General features: G+C 51.2%; 16 protein-coding genes and 1 pseudogene. 9 read left to right on the top strand and 8 right to left on the bottom strand.

The annotated features are described in order from the left end of the window. Nucleotides 1–46: 46 nt before the first annotated feature. The 7 genes from AC5JO6_RS26385 to AC5JO6_RS26355 all read left to right on the top strand — a co-directional run bounded on the left by AC5JO6_RS26385 (nt 47) and on the right by AC5JO6_RS26355 (nt 5,856). Nucleotides 47–793, top strand: a complete 747-nt coding sequence (locus AC5JO6_RS26385; protein WP_496084020.1) for a sucrose-phosphate phosphatase — start codon at nt 47–49, stop codon at nt 791–793. Between the two features lie 30 nt (nt 794–823). Continuing rightward, nucleotides 824–1,423 (top strand): hypothetical protein, encoded by a 600-nt coding sequence (locus AC5JO6_RS26380; RefSeq protein ID WP_496084019.1) that lies wholly within the window; start codon nt 824–826, stop codon nt 1,421–1,423. 144 nt (nt 1,424–1,567) lie between these two features. Continuing rightward, nucleotides 1,568–2,188 (top strand): Holliday junction branch migration protein RuvA, encoded by a 621-nt coding sequence (gene ruvA, locus AC5JO6_RS26375; RefSeq protein ID WP_496084018.1) that lies wholly within the window; start codon nt 1,568–1,570, stop codon nt 2,186–2,188. Between the two features lie 201 nt (nt 2,189–2,389). Beyond that, a complete protein-coding gene (locus tag AC5JO6_RS26370; protein WP_496084017.1) occupies nt 2,390–2,653 on the top strand; it encodes a ParB N-terminal domain-containing protein in 264 nt (87 codons plus the stop codon). Between the two features lie 170 nt (nt 2,654–2,823). Next, a complete protein-coding gene (locus tag AC5JO6_RS26365) occupies nt 2,824–3,315 on the top strand; it encodes a Dps family protein (protein WP_496084016.1) in 492 nt (163 codons plus the stop codon). A gap of 93 nt (nt 3,316–3,408) precedes the next feature. After that, nucleotides 3,409–4,086 carry a helix-turn-helix domain-containing protein gene (locus tag AC5JO6_RS26360; protein WP_496084015.1) on the top strand — a complete coding sequence of 226 codons (678 nt, stop codon included), beginning with the start codon at nt 3,409–3,411 and terminating at the stop codon, nt 4,084–4,086. Between the two features lie 84 nt (nt 4,087–4,170). Beyond that, nucleotides 4,171–5,856 carry a SpoIID/LytB domain-containing protein gene (locus tag AC5JO6_RS26355; protein ID WP_496084014.1) on the top strand — a complete coding sequence of 562 codons (1,686 nt, stop codon included), beginning with the start codon at nt 4,171–4,173 and terminating at the stop codon, nt 5,854–5,856. A gap of 127 nt (nt 5,857–5,983) precedes the next feature. Here the strand turns inward: AC5JO6_RS26355 and AC5JO6_RS26350 are convergent, their stop codons facing one another. Continuing rightward, entirely contained in the window at nt 5,984–6,283 is a 300-nt protein-coding gene (locus AC5JO6_RS26350) for a ferredoxin (RefSeq protein ID WP_496084013.1), read from the bottom strand. A 523-nt stretch (nt 6,284–6,806) separates the two neighbouring features. On the opposite strand from AC5JO6_RS26350, the gene AC5JO6_RS26345 reads away from it, so the two are divergent. Both AC5JO6_RS26345 and AC5JO6_RS26340 read left to right on the top strand, forming a co-directional pair. After that, nucleotides 6,807–7,505, top strand: a complete 699-nt coding sequence (locus tag AC5JO6_RS26345; RefSeq protein ID WP_496084012.1) for a CHRD domain-containing protein — start codon at nt 6,807–6,809, stop codon at nt 7,503–7,505. A gap of 139 nt (nt 7,506–7,644) precedes the next feature. Then, nucleotides 7,645–8,649: a Gfo/Idh/MocA family protein gene (locus AC5JO6_RS26340; protein ID WP_496084011.1), complete on the top strand. Its 1,005-nt coding sequence runs from the start codon at nt 7,645–7,647 to the stop codon at nt 8,647–8,649. A gap of 13 nt (nt 8,650–8,662) precedes the next feature. Here the strand turns inward: AC5JO6_RS26340 and AC5JO6_RS26335 are convergent. The 7 genes and pseudogenes from AC5JO6_RS26335 to AC5JO6_RS26305 form a co-directional block, all read right to left on the bottom strand. Continuing rightward, nucleotides 8,663–9,295 (bottom strand): annotated as a pseudogene (locus AC5JO6_RS26335) (NADPH-dependent F420 reductase); the annotation flags it as partial. A gap of 251 nt (nt 9,296–9,546) precedes the next feature. Continuing rightward, on the bottom strand, nt 9,547–10,230 hold the full coding sequence (locus AC5JO6_RS26330; RefSeq protein WP_496084010.1) for an alpha/beta fold hydrolase: 684 nt from the start codon (nt 10,228–10,230) through the stop codon (nt 9,547–9,549). Nucleotides 10,231–10,297: 67 nt separating this feature from the next. After that, nucleotides 10,298–10,747, bottom strand: coding sequence for an ester cyclase (locus AC5JO6_RS26325; RefSeq protein WP_496084009.1), 450 nt, complete (start codon nt 10,745–10,747; stop codon nt 10,298–10,300). Nucleotides 10,748–11,043: 296 nt separating this feature from the next. After that, complete coding sequence (locus AC5JO6_RS26320) at nt 11,044–12,534, bottom strand: UbiD family decarboxylase (RefSeq protein ID WP_496084008.1); 1,491 nt, start codon at nt 12,532–12,534, stop codon at nt 11,044–11,046. Nucleotides 12,535–12,757: 223 nt separating this feature from the next. Beyond that, nucleotides 12,758–14,308 carry an aldehyde dehydrogenase family protein gene (locus tag AC5JO6_RS26315; protein ID WP_496084007.1) on the bottom strand — a complete coding sequence of 517 codons (1,551 nt, stop codon included), beginning with the start codon at nt 14,306–14,308 and terminating at the stop codon, nt 12,758–12,760. Nucleotides 14,309–14,411: 103 nt separating this feature from the next. Further along, the gene (locus AC5JO6_RS26310) at nt 14,412–15,308 is read right to left on the bottom strand and encodes a helix-turn-helix domain-containing protein (protein WP_496084006.1); all 897 of its coding nucleotides are present in this window, start codon (nt 15,306–15,308) and stop codon (nt 14,412–14,414) included. A gap of 536 nt (nt 15,309–15,844) precedes the next feature. Beyond that, a complete protein-coding gene (locus AC5JO6_RS26305; protein ID WP_496084005.1) occupies nt 15,845–18,208 on the bottom strand; it encodes a GAF domain-containing protein in 2,364 nt (787 codons plus the stop codon). Nucleotides 18,209–18,215: the final 7 nt, after the last annotated feature.

The following is an 18,215-nucleotide window of genomic DNA, read 5'->3' as shown; positions in this document are numbered from 1 at the left end:
GGACATCAGTTTGACCACTGGCAACCCTTCACACAGGCGCTGTACCGTGAAGCCCTTCCTTTTTGTGACCGATTTAGACCATACGCTGGTAGGTGACGATCGCGCCCTGCACGTTCTCAACCAGCAGCTAGAGCAGCATCGCCAGCAGTATGGGACGAAGATTGTGTATTCGACCGGGCGATCGCCCACCAGCTATAGCCAGCTTATTGCCGAAAAGCCTCTCCTGCCGCCTGACATCCTGATCTGCGCGGTCGGCACCGAAATTTATCATGAGGGTAGCGACACACCCGACTCGATCTGGTCGCAAAAACTCTCTGTTGGGTGGCAGCGAGACGTAGTTGCGACCAGTGCGGCACGTTTTGTTGATCTCACGCCGCAGCCCGACTCTGAGCAGCGCCCCTTCAAAGTCAGCTACTTTCTCAGTGAACAGGCAGCCGTCGAGGTTATCCCCGATCTGGAAGCGCTGCTCGAAGAACAGGGACTGGACACACAAGTCATCTTCAGTGGTGGCAAAGATTTAGACATTCTGCCGCGTCAGGCAAATAAAGGGATGGCAATGTCTTTTGTGCGTCAATTCCTGGAGTTTGAACCCATGCGCACCGTTGCCTGCGGTGATTCTGGTAATGACGTGGCGCTGTTTCACGATCGACCCGAACGCGGCATCATCGTCGGCAATGCTCGCCCTGAACTGCTCCAATGGCACCAGGCAAACCCCAACCCCAATCGCTACCTTGCCCTCGCCAATTGCGCTGGAGGCATTTTAGAAGGGCTGCAACACTTTAGGTTTATTTAGTTTTTAGTTGTTAGTTTTTAGTTGCTAGCGTTGGAAAAAGTCGCAGCATTTTTAGTGGTTTTCGCTATTTTTATGAAACTCGAAGAATTTCAGAAGAATTTTCCAATCGGGACTGAAGTGCCTGAAACTTTTGTGCGACTGCTTGAGTTTCAGAACATTCGAGATTTGTATTTCGGTAATTTCAGCCTTATTGACTTCTCTCGTGATGAAGTTTTGCTGCTGTTGTTTGGCGAAAATAATCGAGACGCGGCTTCTCAGTTCATCGTCTTTGGTCACTCTCCTGCGGGTGCTTCGTATGGCTATTGGTTATACGACAAGCACACGATTGATACGGCTCCAATTGCTGTCATTGGCTTCGGAGGGGACGGTAATACAGTCATTGCTAACTCATTGCAAGAGTTTTTGCAAATCATTTCAATTGGAGAAGATCCCCTCTGCTATGTAATTACTGAATGGGGATGGACAGATCGCAATGAGATCGAAGTGAACGAAAACTTAGAAGACTACCGTAAATGGCTATTTAGAGAGTTGACTTTGACTGTACCAACAATTGAGGAAGCTGATGCAATTGTGACCTCAGCAAAAAATGCACATCCCGATTTTGATCAGTGGATACAAGCACTTGTATAAGAATGACTGAAACGAAATCGACCATAGAGATAGCGGCGGATAGCTGAGAGTTTGTAAGGTACCAGAACATTTCTGTTGATTTGGTTGATAGTCAACTACATTAAAAGCTAACAACCAACAACTAAAAACTAAAAACTGCATTACATGCTCGGTTATCTCAAGGGTACTGTTGCCTACATTCAAAAAGCCAACAACCGCGTGACGTTGACGTTAGAGGTGGGTCAGATTGGCTATGACATCCAGATTGTGCCGCGACTGTTGCAGCAGGTGTCTGGCGGGGAGACGGTGCAAATTTTTACCCATCTCCATGTGCGAGACGATCAGGTGGTGCTGTTTGGGTTTGACTCTGCCGCCGAGCGAGATCTGTTTCGGCAACTGGTGAGCGTGAGTGGCATTGGTCCACAATTGGCGCTGGCATTGCTTGATACGATGGGGCTACAAGATCTGGTGCAGGCGATCGTCGTTGGCAATACCCGCGCCCTCTCTCGCACTCCAGGCGTAGGCACCAAAACCGCTGAACGTCTCGCGCTAGAACTCAAAAGCAAGCTGGCAGAATGGCGACAGCAAGCAGGGATGATCACTGCTCCTTCTGCGGGTCCGACACTCTCGATTCAGGAGGATGTTGAGATGACGCTGCTGGCATTAGGCTACACCAACAGCGAGATTGCTCAGGCATTACAAACCGTTGGGCAAAGCAGCACACTCTCGAAAACTGCCGATGCGGAGGAGTGGATTCGCAGCGCGATCGCGTGGTTGAGTCGATAGGGGAAGTGGGAGAGGCTAGGGGCGCATGGGAGGCAGGGGAGGCTAGAGGAGAAACTCAAAATTCAAGCATCCCTTGCTTCCCCCGACTCCCTTGCTTCCCCCGCCTCTCTTGCTTCCTCCGCTCCTCTAGCCCTTCTTCACCTGGGTTGCAATCCGTAGTCATAACGAGTATGATTTAAGGATGAGATTGAGAGAGATGCTATGGTCAAAGTAGAAGCAATTCCCATTAACAAGATTCGTCGCCCGTTGTTTCGGCAAAACGATCAGGCAAAGGTGGCTGCCTTAATGGAGTCGATTCAAGAAATTGGGTTGCAAGAGCCGATCGATGTGCTGGAGGTGGACGGCGAATATTACGGGTTTTCAGGCTGTCACCGTTATGAGGCATGTAGCCGTTTGGGGCAGGACACTATTCTTTGTCGGGTGCGCCGCGCTCCACGTTCGGTTTTACAACGACACTTAGCTTAGGCTTCACTTAAGCGCAGGATGCATCAATGGGGTTAGCCTCTTTGCTAGAACGCAGAGAGGTTCTAGAATCCGTTGAGAGACCGAACCAACGTTTGTTGCACTATGCAGCGCGTTTTCACAATTTTCATTAGCCCAATCTAATCGAGTTTTCATCTCATCCGGAGGATCGTATGGCAGTTCCAATCGCTACAATTCCAATCAACATCGGTATTGACGAAAAATCGAGAGGTGCGATCGCAGAGGGATTATCCCATCTGCTGGCTGACACCTATTCCTTGTATCTCAAAACCCACAACTTTCACTGGAACGTCACTGGACCCATGTTTCAAACGCTGCACCTGATGTTTGAAGGGCAGTACACCGAACTGGCAGCCGCAGTAGATTTGATTGCTGAGCGTATTCGGGCACTTGGCTTTCCGGCACCTGGCACTTATTCCGAGTTTGCGCGGTTGAGTTCAATCTCTGAACCAATGGGCGTGCCCAAAGCAGAAGACATGATTCGTGAACTGGTCGAAGGGCAGGAAGCCGTTGTACGTACCGCGCGATCGATCTTTCCAACCCTTGAACAAGTGAACGACGAACCAACCGCCGACCTTCTGACCCAACGGATGCAAGTGCATGAAAAAACCGCCTGGATGCTAAGAAGCCTGCTAGAAGGTTGAGAGTCTGGGAACGTTAAGAGTTTTGAGTTTTGAGTTTTGAGTGAGGGGTAACAACTTAAAATTCAAGCCTCTCAACTCAAACTCTCTTTCCCTATGTCTCAAGATATTACCCACCGTTTGCGCGAGTTGATGCAGGCGGTGGGTTTTTTAAGTTTCAGGTCGCTCAGTCGGGCGACAGGTGTGTCAGAACAGCAAATCAGGCATTTGCGGCGAGGAGACACTACCAAGCTAAGGGTTAATGCTTTGCTGAAACTGAGTCAAACCTTGAAAGTGTCTGTGATAGAGCTTCTAGCTACAGTAGATGATTTTGAAATGCAGCGGTCAGCGGTCAGCGGTCAGCGGTCAGCGATCGTCCCTCAAACTACAGAACTTGACAAGCAACTAACGGACTTAAAGCAGGAGTACGATCGCCTTCAACAACAGCTATTACAACAGCGACAAACACTTTGGCTGGAGTTTCAGCAGACAAGCGTGCAAACGTTGGAATCCTTGTTGCTACAACTGCCGACCGCAGCCTATGCCGCGCAGCAAAATCCTCAGGCTCCTGCAATTAAGCTTCTGCCATTGTTCCGCCCATTAGATCGGCTGCTAGAGGATTGGGGCATAGAGACGATCGCTTCTGTCGGTGCCGAAATTCCTTACGATCCCCAGCACCACCAACTCATGACGGGGACTGCTCGGACTGGGGATCGCGTCAAAGTACGTTATACAGGCTATCGACAGGGCGATCGCCTGCTCTACCGGGCAAAGGTGAGCGCGATCGTGTCGTGACGAAGCGTGAGATCAAGAATCGTGCAGTTTGGGCGAGAGCGCATTATCGTAGGATGGAATCATCTTTGAGGCGCTGATTTCTGGATGCAACAAGTCTGGATGCAACGAGATTACTGCGATCGGGTTTCCTCACGGCTGTTGGTGCTGTTTGTTCAGTCTCTACGATCCCAGCGACTACCCTGGGCAGCGCTATCGGCAATCTGTCTAGTGATGTCAGCAGAATCAAGTCTCGCTGCTAGCCGCAAGGATATTGACTTGCAAGTGGGCGTGGAGCAGCGCTTTGGTAGCAAACCAACGGACGCGTTAACGTTGCAAGCACCGTCGGGCGATCGCCTCACCTTCCGCTTTGAGACAGAGGGTAAACCGCAAACCGTCACTGGCACCAGCGCGACGTTAGAGATTGTTCAGCAACCGCTACCCGAACCAGCGCTACAAGAACGTGTGGTACTCAGCACCCATCGCAGTTTTGAAAGTGCTGAAGATAGTGCCAATCGCTGGCTTGCTCAGGGCATTCCGGTAGAGCTTGCCCAACCACAACGCTGGCAAGTATGGGCAAAGCGAGACGTTTATTCTACGCCTCTGTTGCGCCGTCTGCTGCTGCAAAGCTTGCAAGAACATGGCATTCAAACAGCTTACATTGATACGCAAATTTTGCCCAAGCAGCCGCGTGCATCGCTGGTGGTCAATGGCTACCGCTACACCCGCGATCGCATCGAAATCTTGTCGGGACAAGGTGCCGTTCGTGTCATCGAAAAGAGTGGCGACAAAACCCGTCAACTTTATGCGGGTAGTTTGCGCGTCCAGCCTAATGCCTATGGCACGTATACCCTTGTCAATCAGGTGCCGCTTGAAGCGTATCTGCGTGGCGTGGTGCCCTATGAGATTGGCACGTGGGCAGTGCAGCCAGTGCTACAGGTACAGGCAATCCTGGCGCGTACCTATGCTCTCCGCAACCTGCGACGGTTTGCGATCGATGGCTACCAGCTTTGCGCCGATACACAATGTCAGGTTTACAACGGTCTCACAGGCGCTGATCCAGCGACCGATCGCGCGATCGCTGCCACGCGTGGCAAAGTGTTGACCTACAACAACGAACTGGTAGATGCCGTCTACTCTTCTTCTACAGGCGGGATCACCGCGCCCTTTAACGATGTCTGGTCGGGTGCCGAGCGTCCCTACCTGCGGGCAATCATCGATTCAGTCGCAAATCCCTGGGATCTAGCGCGTCAGAGTTTAGCCGATGAGAAGAACTTTCGCCGCTTTATCAGCCAAACCAAAGGGTTTAACGAAGCGAGCGAGGAGATGTTTCGGTGGCGGATCGAGAGCCGTATTGAAACGCTCAACCAGGACATACGGCGCTATCTGACGACGATTAAAAGCCCGCTAGCGACCTTTAAAACGATTCAACGCCTGACTGTGACGCAGCGATCGCCAGCAGGGCGAGTGATCAGACTAACCGTCACAACTGACGCTGGCAGCATAGAGCTGGAAAAGGACAATATTCTAGTAGCGCTTTATGCTCCCAACAGTACCCTCTTTTACCTGGAACCACTCTACGGAGCAAACCGAGTATTAAAAGGTTATACCTTTGTTGGCGGTGGTTTGGGTCATGGTGTCGGACTGAGCCAGACAGGTACTTATTACTTGGGCAAGTTAGGCTGGTCGAGCGATCGCATCCTCAGCTTCTATTTTCCTGGCACCCAGCTACAGCCTATTAGCAACGCCATCACCTTCTGGCGCGATGCTAATGGTAAGGAAAGCGGTAGTTAGAAAGGGCGATCAAGAGACCTAAGAAACACATGCTTCCCTGATACGAAAGCGCACCATAAAAGAGGCAAAGAGACAGTTGAGACTCTTTACCTCTTATCCCGATCGGTAGTACAGCTAAGGTGTACTGCTAGTACAGTTCTTCTTCTTGATGCGTGATAATGGTGCAATCAGAGGTGGGATAAGCCACACACGTAAGCACATAGCCAGCTTCAATCTGATCGTCATCCAGGAAGGATTGGTCAGATTGATCAACGGTGCCTTCCTTCAACTTGCCAGCACAAGTTGAGCAAGCTCCTGCTCTACAGGAGTAGGGCAGATCAAGCCCCTGCTCTTCAGCAGCATCGAGAATATACTCGTCTTCGGGAACCTCAATCGTTGTGTTCAGCCCTTCGGCCTCGTTGACTAACGTGACCTTAAAAGTTGCCATGCAGTGGTCCTCTCAATTAATGGAAACAGCACTCTAAGCTCATTGGAAGCTGGCTCTGTAGCTCTGTGTGGATAAAGTCTGCTTCCTGAATCAGCTTTACTCTTGATACTACGGGAAAACAACGGCTTTAGAAACGGCAATGTATCAGTGGGATGAATGGTATTCGTAATAAAAGTATCGGTTTTAATCTAGTTAGCTTATATAACGATCCGTCAGGTTCTACTTTGTACCGATGCAAACAGGCACCAGGAAAGGGCATTCGTCTGATCGAGCCTCAATTAGGCTCACTTGCTCCTACCAATGGGTCGCTCTCGACCTAACTCTTTCTACCGGAGTGCATCCAAGCTGTGCGAAGGATCGTACTGTAGCTAACGGGCTACTGTAATTTGACTCCAGATCGACACCCCGATCGCCAAACGACAGCTAAAAAGGGTGCTTTGGTAATTCAAGCCAGCCACTTAAACCAAAACTTAGAGTGGCTTTGGGGCACGCTAACGTTCATTCATCTTCACCGGAAACTATAATGCGTCAACGTAGTAAGAGTTTTGTCAACCTGATGCTCGGCATCATGACTTGCCTGATCCTGGTGAGTCTTTCAACGCCAGCGATGAGTCAGGGTACAGCGACGTTGTGGTCAGCCTCAACCAAGACGTTTAACCGCGCCGCGATCGCGCCCTCAAGTGAGGCGATCGCCACCCAACTGTCAATGCACCTGCAAGCAGCAGAAACCGTACTTCTGGCACAAGCCGAACCAGCACCAGCACCAACCACCGAGACCGCTCCGATGACTGGCACAACTACTGGCACAACCATTGTCAGATATGTTGCTGTGATGTCAGGGAAAGCGGTCGCGCCTTCTGCATCCACCTATGCCTTTGGTTCAGCAGGAGCAGCTCTGATTGGTAATCGCCTGGTTATTCGTGGTGATTATAGTGGTTTATCCAGCCCGCTCCGTGACTATGCGACTGATCCCGTCAATCCACCCAACCCCAACATTACATCGGGCATCCACGTCCACAGAGGCGAACCCTCAAAAAACGGACCGTTTCAATATGCGTTGACAGTAGAACCAGCGGCAAATCAACTCAGCGGCAGGTTTATGGGCGAATACACACTGACCGAGGAACAACTGCAAGCACTGACTAATGGCACGCTCTATATGGATCTTCACACCAAGCAAAACCGTGCAGGCGAACTGCGCGGTATCTTCAAAGCCTACTAAGCGCTACTTTAACTAGCGGCTGAGACAATCTTGCAAAACGCTCAACCAGTCAGCTTACTCAAAAAGTAAATGGTAGACGACGGGCATAGCAGTCATCTACCGTTTACGTTTAATAGCAGGAGTATTGAGTGCGCTGCTGATGACTGGAACGGCTAACTTTCTTTCGCGTCCGCTACAGGTTGGTTTAGTTGGTACAGGTTATGCGGCGAAGCTTCGATCGCAAGCCCTGCAAGCAGAACCACGAGCGGTATTAGCTGCTGTTGCCGGACATACGTTAGAAGTAGTCCAGGCGTTTAGTCAAACTTACGACGCAAAACCGATCGCCTCCTGGCAAGAACTCGTGCAGCGATCGTCCCTCGATCTCATCATCATCGCGACGGTGAATCGAGATCATGGCGCGATCGTTCGTGCCGCTCTAAAAGCAGGAAAGCACGTCATCGTGGAGTATCCTTTAGCGCTAGACGTTGCAGAAGCAGCAGATCTGATTGCGTTGTCAAACGCTCAAAACAAACTGCTGCACGTCGAACATATTGAGCTTTTAGGTGGTATGCATCAAGCGCTCAAAGCCTCGTTGCCTGCGATCGGCACACCCTTTTACGCCCGCTATGCCACCATCAAACCTGAACGTCCCGCACCCCAACGTTGGACATATCACCCAGAGCTATTCGGGTTTCCGCTGATGGGTGCCTTGTCGCGGCTGCATCGTTTCATCGATCTGTTTGGTGCCGTAGCAACTGTGAATTGTCAGATGCAGTTGAGCGATCGCCATGCATCCACTGATCCCCACCACACAACCTGTTACTGCACGGCTCAATTGCGTTTTCAGTCGGGTTTGCTGGCAGAAGTGGTTTACGCCAAAGGTGAAGCGATGTGGCGACCAGAGCGCAAAATGGAAGTACATGGCGAAAAAGGTGCCCTCATTTTTGATGGGGATCAGGGACTACTCGTGCAGGCAGAGGGCGAAGAACCGATCGCGCTGGCGACTCGTCAGGGTCTCTTTGCGAAAGATACCGCAATGGTGCTGGATTACTTAATTGACGGTACACCGCTTTATGTCACACCCGAAACGAGTTTGTATACGTTGAAAGTGGCAGAGGCAGCACGACGATCGACAGAAATCGAGCAGACGATCGTCGTTGAATAGATTCTGATTCCCATCAGCGCTTCAGTAATTTGAAGGCAACTTGTCCCAACTGTTGACCATAGGCAAGCTGTACCAGCAAAAACATAGCCGGTTCAACAAAACGCGAATTCTTGAGTGAGCCAGCATCTACGACTTCAACATCAATTTCACTCAGGAGAGCGGCTACAATCTGTTTTGCCTCTGGGTCGTCGCCTGTGTAAAAGATGGTGGCAATCTGGTCGTCAAAACGCTGCGATGGTGAATTTAAGACTTCAGCAAACAGCGGCAGCGCTTCGACTACACGGGCACCCGGCGCGAGTTTAGCAATTTCCTCCGCAGCAGAGGTGGTGGTGCCAACGGCTAACCCACTCATATCAGGCAACAGTGCATTCACACAACTGAAGAGAATCTTACCGTCGAGTGACCCTGCGGCTTTGAGCGCATCGTCGATCGCGCCGTAGGGCACTGACAGCAAGACCACATCGGCAAATTGCACCGCCTCAGCAGGTGTGCCCACCGTGGCGTTATCACCGATCGATTGGGCAATTTTTTCTAGCTTTGCGGGATCACGGGAGTAGCTGAACATCAGTTGGTGTCCGTTCTGCGCCCAGAATTTGCCTAAGCTACTACCCATGTTTCCCGCACCAATAATGCCGATCTTCATGGTTGTTTTTCTGGTAGTTTGATGGCTCTAATTACTGTGAAAACGTTCAGCCGCTACACCATCTACATTTGATTCAATTAAAAAATGGAGTGGATAGTTTTGGTAACGCGCTGTTAGAGTTTTCGGATAGTCGCACCTGATTCAACTATTCGATTTGGGAAAGTTGTAGATTTCGGATAGTCCGAACCGTAGATTTTTGTCCAAAACGTGCGCTTACTACGCTGAGCTTCGATGGCTTCGACCATGCTTCAGAACTAGCTATTGGCTGCGGCTTCTCTGATCACGTCCAAAACTTCCTTTGCGTGAGAAATCATTGCAACGTGGCTTGATTCCACAACTGTCGTCGTTGCGCCCATTCGTTTTGCTGAATCATGCTGTAACTCTGTTGGAACAGCTTGATCATTGCTGGCTACGATGTACCAACTCGGCTTATTTCTCCATGCCGGAGAATCTACTTTCGCTCCTAGCAACGATACTGATGGCGCAATTTGAGTCGTGTATATCAATGCTGATTGTTCTGCTACGAGGTCGTCTGCAAACGTTTTTTGTATGCCTTCTTTGGAAAGCCAAATAAAGCCGTCTTGTTCTTGAAAATACTGCGATGCAGGCGCTGGCTCGTACTTGCTCAGCAGATCTATAGTAGTTTCGCCAGCATCAGGAGCAAGCGCGGCAATATAAACTAAACCAGAAACTCGTTCATCATTTCCGGCTTCAGTAATGACAAAACCGCCCCACGAATGACCAACTAAAAGACATTGACCTTCGATGCGGGCTAAAGCGCGTTTCGTCGCGGTAACGTCATCAGCTAGTGAGGTAAGCGGGTTTTGAACAGCAATCACTTCGTACCCTTCCGCCAACAAGGTCGGAATTATTTCACTGTAACAAGACCCATCTGCCCAAAAACCGTGAACCAACACAACATTTTTAACTTTACTCATGATTGTTTCTCCTTCTTGTCAATCTATTCATACCGTTTGTTTGTACGATTCCACGTTCGTCTCATGCTTATTTAAGAATTAGTGGTGTTAGCACTGGAGCCAGCAGCATTTCAAACTCCAGGTTCGTTGCGCTGACGACATTCTCAACAATCTTGCCATCACGTAAACGCATGATGTGTGCCTCAATCAAGGTAATGATTCGTCCCGTTGCAGGCACACCAAAAAAATCTTTGGTATGTTTTTGTGGCGATCGAAAGCGAACCACCACGCGATCGTTTGCCGCAAAAATATCTTCTATCACCAGGTCAGAAACAGGTGGAAAGGCATCGTAAAAGGCACTAAATACTTGCTTGTACTCTTCACGCCCATCAATGGGACCTGTTGGCTTTAGCCCAGTAATCGCCTGCACATTTTCATCTAGCACTGCTTCAGCCATACTCATGTCACCTTTGCCAAGAAATTGCTCAATAAACGTACGGGCAACAGCCAGATTTTGCGTTTCAAGTTCGGTCGTCATAATTGCCTCATTGATTTTGCAGCGAAACTAAGCCTAAGAGGGTGTTTGAAAAGGTATGGTCTGTAGCGTTAAGCACTCAGCGATCCCCCCTAGCCCCCCTTAAAAAGGGGGGGAAAGGCTTTTGTCGTCCCCCTTTTGAAGGGGGATTGAGGGGGATCTAGCTTTTTGCTACTAACAGAAGGACTTTTTAAACATCCTCTAAAGTGCCGTCATACAGAACAGCCATGTCAAGTCTTACTCATACGGTTTGTATCTTGAGGTCAAACTCTAGCGCTTCCAACTCTGCTCTCGTCGGATTAGCTATGAAACCCATAGGCTTGCCAGTTTTGCAAGATGCGCTCCTGTAGGTCTTTGGGGTAGGCACCCGTGAACGAACTACGCTGTGGCAGTTTGTCACCCCACTCGTCAGGTGGCAAGCAGTTGTAGATCACTTTCGTTGTGTGCATGGACATCTTTTCGCTTTGTTCAAGAAACGCCACGAGTGGGTTGGTGGCTTCATCGTTAAAGATGACTTCGCCTTTACTGCCAGGATAATTGCGGGTAGCAAACGCCCAGACTACTTCTTGAGTGTTGGTAATGTCGATGTCGTCGTTTACCACGATGTATTTTGGTGTACCCATCCCTGCTTTGGTTTTGAACAAAACCTCACCCAGCTTGTAACAAAGTTCAGAGGCGCTGGTGTTGGGCATCTGTTGTCGCCAGTTTCGCTCCATCGCGATCGCGTACCAGTGGTTAGCGCTCTCAAACGGACTCCATGCCATCGCAACCGGATAGCCTGCTGTGCGGAGAGTATAAACAATTTCGGCAGCGTTGGGCACCCCCCAAGCCGTATGATTTTCCTCTACAGGTTCACCTGCGACCGAAATGGGCAGAATGGGCTGATTGCGATAGGTCATTGCCGTGACGTGATACACAGGCTTGGGGCTGCTTTGTCCAGTCCAGAGGTAGCCTGCGTATTCTCCCATTGGTCCTTCGGGCACGGTGTCAGCGATCGCGATCGTCCCCTCAAGTACAATTTCTGCGGTTGCAGGCACTTGCAAATCAACCGTTTCACACTGTACAACGTCGATCGGCTCACCAAAGTAGGCACCCGCATAATCCGCCTCGCTCACATAATCTGGTAAAGGCATCCCGCCCACAAAGGGCAAGAAGGGTTCGACCCCTAGCGCCAGTGCAAACGGCATAGGTTTGTTGATGTCGAGCCAGGTTTGCCGCACCATCCCGATATGCTGATTAGGCGCAATGATGCCTGCCATCCGATTGCGATCGACCAGCATGGTGCGGGCGATCGACCAATTTGTCCAGCGTTTATCCGGGGTTTGAGCAACGATGATGCCAAAAGTATTGAGATAGCGTCCGCCATCACCGTCATGCAGGAGTGGAGTGGGTAAGCGCAAGAGATCAACCTCATCGCCAATTAGGATGTTCTCTTTACAAGCGCCTGTTGCAACCAACTGAGGTGGAAGCAACGATCGCGATCGTGCCTGAACGAGTGCTGCAATGATCTCCCTACCCGTTGAGTCTGGAGGCAACCCCAGCGATAGCGCGATACGGGAAAGGTAGAGTCTGGGCTGGCGGCTGACTCCTCCAGGTGCGCCTAAAACCCGAAAGCCCTTCTCGATTCCCTTGATTGTGTTGAACAATGGCGCGGGCGCTCCGGTTTCGTAGCAGCGACGAGCAATTGCGCCGATCTCCAACTGCCAATTGACCGCTCGATCAATTTCCTGGACTTCACCGATTGCAGCCAGCGCCTCAATGTAGTCGCGTAAGCTCTTGAGATGATTCATGAATTAAAGGTTTCAGGGGTTTGGTCTTAGAGGTTGTTTGAAAAGTGTCTGGCGGTTAAAACCGCGACTACGTAAACAAAGTCCGCCTGCGCGGACGACCGCAGAGTAAGGGTTTTATCACCTGCAACGGCAGGTTTTGCCTCTGTAGCCGCGACTTCAGTCGCCAATGCTACAAGCATCTGGACTTTTAAAACGTCCTCTTAGCTCAATCGTCGCGATCGCTTCAGGACAGGTCTACCCACACAGTCTTCGTTTGCAGGTAGAACTCCAGCGCTTCCCAGCCTTGCTCTCGCCCATAGCCGCTCATCTTGTAGCCACCAAACGGCGCAGACGGATCAAAATGACCGTAGGTGTTCACCCAAACCGTGCCTGCTTTTAACCGTGCCGCTGCTTTGTGTGCCTTTTTGATGTCGCGGGTATGCACCCCAGATGCCAAGCCATACTGGTTGCTGTTGGCAATGCGAATGGCATCGTCAAACCCATCAAAGGGAATGATGGCAAGAATCGGACCAAAGGACTCTTCGCGGGCGATCGTCATTTCACTGTTGACATCTGCAAACACCGTCGGCTCGACAAAGTAACCTTTACCTGTGCCAATGTCTGCGGCTTTGCCCCCTGCAACGAGACGGGCACCATCTTGCTTACCCACTTCCATGTAGCTGAGGACTTTATCGTATTCACTCTTGTTGGCGATCGGACCCATCTGGCTGGTTGAATCCAGTGGATCGCCCGGTTTAGTGTCTAGGGCACGCTGCCGAACGCGATCAACTACTTCGTCATAGATCGATCGCTCCACCAACATGCGCGACCCGGCATAGCAGATTTCACCCTTGTTGTAGAACATCCCGTCATACGCGGTTTGGGTTGCGGCATCCAGATCGGCATCGGCAAAAATGATGTTGGCACTCTTGCCGCCCAACTCCATCGTCAAATGCTTCAAGGTATCTGCCGAGTCTTTGATCACCCGAATCCCGCTGGCAGTAGACCCTGTAATCGCTACCTTTTCAATGCCGGGATGAGTGGAGAGGGCATTGCCAACGGTGCCACCGGGACCGGGTACAACGTTAAACACACCGGGCGGCACACCCGCTTCTGCCATGATTTGAGCGACTTTCAGCGCTGAAAGGGGCGTTGCCGATGCAGGCTTGTGGATGAGCGTATTACCCGCCGCAAGGGCAGGGGCAAACTTGCTAATGGAAAGAATGAGTGGAAAATTGAACGGTGTGATGGCAGCGACAACCCCCAGCGGTTCGCGCAGGGTATAGGTGTGTAGACCTTTGGTGGTTTGCTTCACCGAACCTTCAATCTTGCTTGCCCAGCCTGCGTAGTAGTGAAACATCTTAGCAAGGTGGGGAATGTCTACACTCATCGAATCGGTAAACAGCCGCCCCATTTCTTTAGCTTGCAGAAAAGCAAGTTCCTCACCGTATTTGTGGAACAGGTCGCCAACTCTCCACAGAATTTCGCCGCGATCGTGTCCACTCAACTCACCCCAATCTGACTCAAACGCACTATTTGCCGCTTCGACCGCAGCTTCGACATCTTCAACCGTGCCCTCGGCAAGCTGAGCGATTTCTGCTTCAGTGGTGGGGTCAATGACCGGAAACGTCTTGCTGCTGGCGGAATCGCGCCACTCGCCATTGATATACAGCTTCTTAAGCGAAATGGGAAAGTCTGGGCGGACTGCGGTAGATGTGGTTGCCGCATTGCTATCGGTGGTCTTTGTTGGAGCATCTGATTGCTCGATACCAAGCTGACCATCGCAGATCTTCATAAGTGCTCTCTGTAACGCTTTTTGAAGAGTAGGAGACACAACCCTCAGTCGTCACGATTGATTCTTGCGTTTTTTATGGCAATCTTGCGGTGGCAGCAGTTCCTTACAGGCGCTCTCGATATGCCCTGGGCGTTATGCCTGTAAACTTGCGAAACTGAACGGTGAATTGACTTTGATCCGCGAAGCCAACACGATGCGCGATCGCACTCATCGACAAAGCGCTGCTCTTGAGCCATACCTTTGCCCGCTCGATTCGCTGTTGCAAGACGTACTGATACGGCGAAATGCCCATCGACTGCTTAAACAAGCGGGCAAAGTAGTACTGGCTCATGTCTAGCTCACGGGCGATCGCGGCTAAGCTAAGCTCTTGATCGAGATGGTCGTTAATGTAGTCGATCGCCTGCTGCAACTTGCGCTGAGATAAGCCCCGGTACTCTTGTAAAGGCTGCTGCCAGGTGGAATACGATCGCAGCAGATGGATGGAGAGTGCTGTCGTTAGTGAATCGACAAAGAGCCGACTGCCTACCCCGTTTGAGGTTATTTCAGACTTAAGCGCCTGCCCAATTTGGTAAATGAGTGGATCAGGGGTGGCAAACTGAGGGATGAGTTCAATGCGATCGACATTCACCGCTTCATAAGCCACCTGGGCGAGATGATCAGGCTCAAGAAACAGTAAGGTAAAACTCCCTTCACGATCCCAGACTGCCTGATGCTGCACGGTTGCTGGCACAAGCACCACCTGTGGGGAGCTAAGCACTTCACTCTGTCTGCGCCCATCCAACACCCGCTCCGACTGCACCTCACAGTCAGCTTCGTGAACCATCAGCATATGCCGGGTATGGGCGTACTCAGGTGTTTCCCAGGCAGGTTGGCGGTGCTGCTGGAGGTAAATACCATCCCACGCAAAGTCCTGGCTTGTCAGCAGCGGTGGTCGTGCTAAGACCTGCAAAACCTCACTTTCCTGAGTGAAGTCAACAGTGAGTCGATTCGGTTCCGGCATGACGGCTATTATTAGAAAGGCGCTTACATCGTTTTGGTTCTGATCATGGCATCAGTTTCAACACATTGATGTCATCAGCTTGACAACTTATCTACGTCCTGTCCGAAGCAAGTTTGCACATTTTAAAGGTAATAGAGGCAGCACGGCGATCGGTAGAAACCGGGCAGACTACTGCACTGGAGTAATATATCCCTGATGCTGAGCTAAATAACTCAGCGCAAACGAGAATGTTTCTCCGCAAGCTTCAAGAGAGGTAAATTTGGGTGTCCAATGCAATGGTGCGTTTACTTTGTAGTAACGCACCCTACAAGAGCGGCGATCGTACTGTTTGGCTTGAGGTAGTGGCTTGCACTCCTTTACCGATGCGCTGTGAGAGTGGCGGGCGTTGCCTGAGTCGCTTCTGTCACACTAAACCCAGAGAGAAACTGTAGCTTAGATTAAGGTCAGCGAACTGGTGCTAATCTGTCATCTTAGTTTCAACTACTCGTCTTTCAGCAACGGCTCCTAGCGTATGGTTACTTCTGCTAACAAAGGTCTCAGTTTAGCGGTAGATCGTCGTCATCGCCCGGCAGGATGCGAACGCGGGCATACTTTAGCCCCGATACACCTTGGAGTGGCTGCACAGTGCCGCGATCGATCTGACTATCCACCCAGCCTTCACGCATCAGGTAGCGGAGATATTGCTGATATTCTGCCCACTCTTCCTCGGTAGAAAAGACCAGGGTGAGCATTCCCGGTTGCGTGATGCGAGTATTGGTTTGTTCGTCGATCGCCTTATCAATTCGCTTTTTGACGATTTCGTAGCGGGTATCGCGGCTCCCGCGCACGTCAAACATGCGCTCTGTAGTTTCGTCGTGGAAAATGTCAACGGTTGCATCCTGCACGAGAACAAGATGCGTCACTTGCATATGGGTACTGTGCTTTTCGAGCAGGCGAAAAGCAGTTCTGGCACAGTCACAGACGGCACGAAGCTGCTCATAGCGTAGACTTCGGAGTTGAAAGCTGCCAAATTTAAGGTCGATCGATGCCCCAGCATAAAGCATGTGATCGATCCCATCGGTTGCCTCAATGTCGCAGTAGTGAGGCGTGATCCGCTGCATTGCTTCCTGCCAGCGCTCCCAGGTTTCCCGTAGTAGCACGTTGATGGTATTTACCATGTTGTCATAGTGGGTTCGCGCTCGATAGACGCATTCGTGATCGTTGGCGCAAGCCTCATGGTAGGCGTTGATCGCTGCGATCGCCGTTTCCCCGCATTGTGCAAAATAGTCAAAGTAAATTTCTAGATGGTCACGCAGATAGCGCAGACGACTTACTTCAGCATCGACCGTCACGCCTTCCTGCATCTGGCGAATGTGTTCCAGCAAATCCAACCGCAGTTGTTCGCCTAGCGCTGTTGCTTTGGCGTTGCAGGCAGAATCAACGACGGTCAGCGCGAGATGAAACTGCTCCAGCAAATCGGCTTGAATGGCAAGATTGCGTTCGTTAGACGAGCCTCGAATATCGGAAATACCGTACAGGGGATACACGTTGGTGAACGCGATCGGCTCTGGTGGTAAGCCCATGCCCCGACGCTCGGCTTCCTGCAAAAAGCGCCACTCGACAGCGGGGTGAATGTTGGTAATCAACCGCTGTTGTACCAGTTGCCGCTGGGCAGTCGTCAGCGATCGCGTGAAGGCAGGAATGAGCTGCTCGGCATGGCGACGGTCTAAGGCATCAAACGTATAGGGTCGATCGCTCAGTAGAGCCACAACGCCAACGGCACCGGGCGGCTTGAGGGCTGGGCTTGCAGCTTGAAGCGGAGCGCTAGGGTCTAATGCAGCGCCTTCCTGATCGCCTGTGCCAATACTGGGTGCCAGCAGCGGGATGAGCAACAAAGAGCGCACACCCATTTTGAGCAGTTGCCGTCCGCCATCGGTGCGGGGATCTTGAGCCAAATCAGCAACGGCATACACCTGATTGGTGCGGAGAGCGTGCATGAAATGGGACTCTTGCAACGACTCTAGAGGATATAGCGTTGTGTGTGGCTCGTCGCTTAACGATCCCATAAACAACCGCACCTGATCGGTTTCAATACTCAGTAACAGCGTATTCTGGGCGCGAAAGAGCGATCGCAGTTGCTGATTCAGTTCGCTAAATTTATGGGTACGCAGAATGGAATCGCGATCGATCAGCAGTTGCGTGATGCGGCGGATAATCTCTCGTTCGGTTACGTCCAGTCCTTCCAGCAGCAGCCAACCTTCGGTCTGGTAATACTCTAGCTGCTGTTCGAGTCGTTCGCACTGCATGGGATCAGCCAGGGCAGCTTCGATCGCAGGTAGCGCCATTGCTTGAAGACTCAGCGCCGCATCATCAACTTGTGTGTTTAGGCGCGTAAGTTGCAGTTGATCGGAGCGCAACCAGAACTCAACGTAGCGTGGTTCAGGGTGTAGCGGGCTTCGCAGCGAAATCATCACGGGTTCGTCTAGCAAGCGAGAACCTTGCAAATCGACGTGATAAAACTGTTGCAGCACTCGATGCAGTAGATGTCGGCGATACAGCCGCTGGATTGCCCCGTTGTCTGCTTCATTCAGCAAGTGCTGGAGTACCTGCCCCAATTCTCCCTGTGCGCCTGTGGTGGTCAGCCCCAGAAGCTGACAGAAGTAATCATTAGCGTAGTGCAACGTCATCGTCGTCGGGTCGATCGTGGCAATAAGGAGCCGACTGCACTGCTGAAAATAGCTTAACCAGGCGTAGGTATCTGCTGGAGCAGAGGCGATCTCTGGCTGAACGGTCAAAGTCGTTGACGGCGATTCTGGTTCAACGGTTGGGCGATCGGGCGATTGAATCAACGTGCTAACACTCTGAGTCACGGCTTCATGCTCGTTCAAGGGCATATTCGTCACTGACTCAGAAGAATGCATGGTAGTT

The sequence above is a fragment of the Tildeniella sp. genome (genome assembly GCF_059505325.1).
The sequence above is the reverse complement of the archived record's forward strand: the minus strand, read 5'-3'. Positions and strand labels throughout refer to the sequence as shown.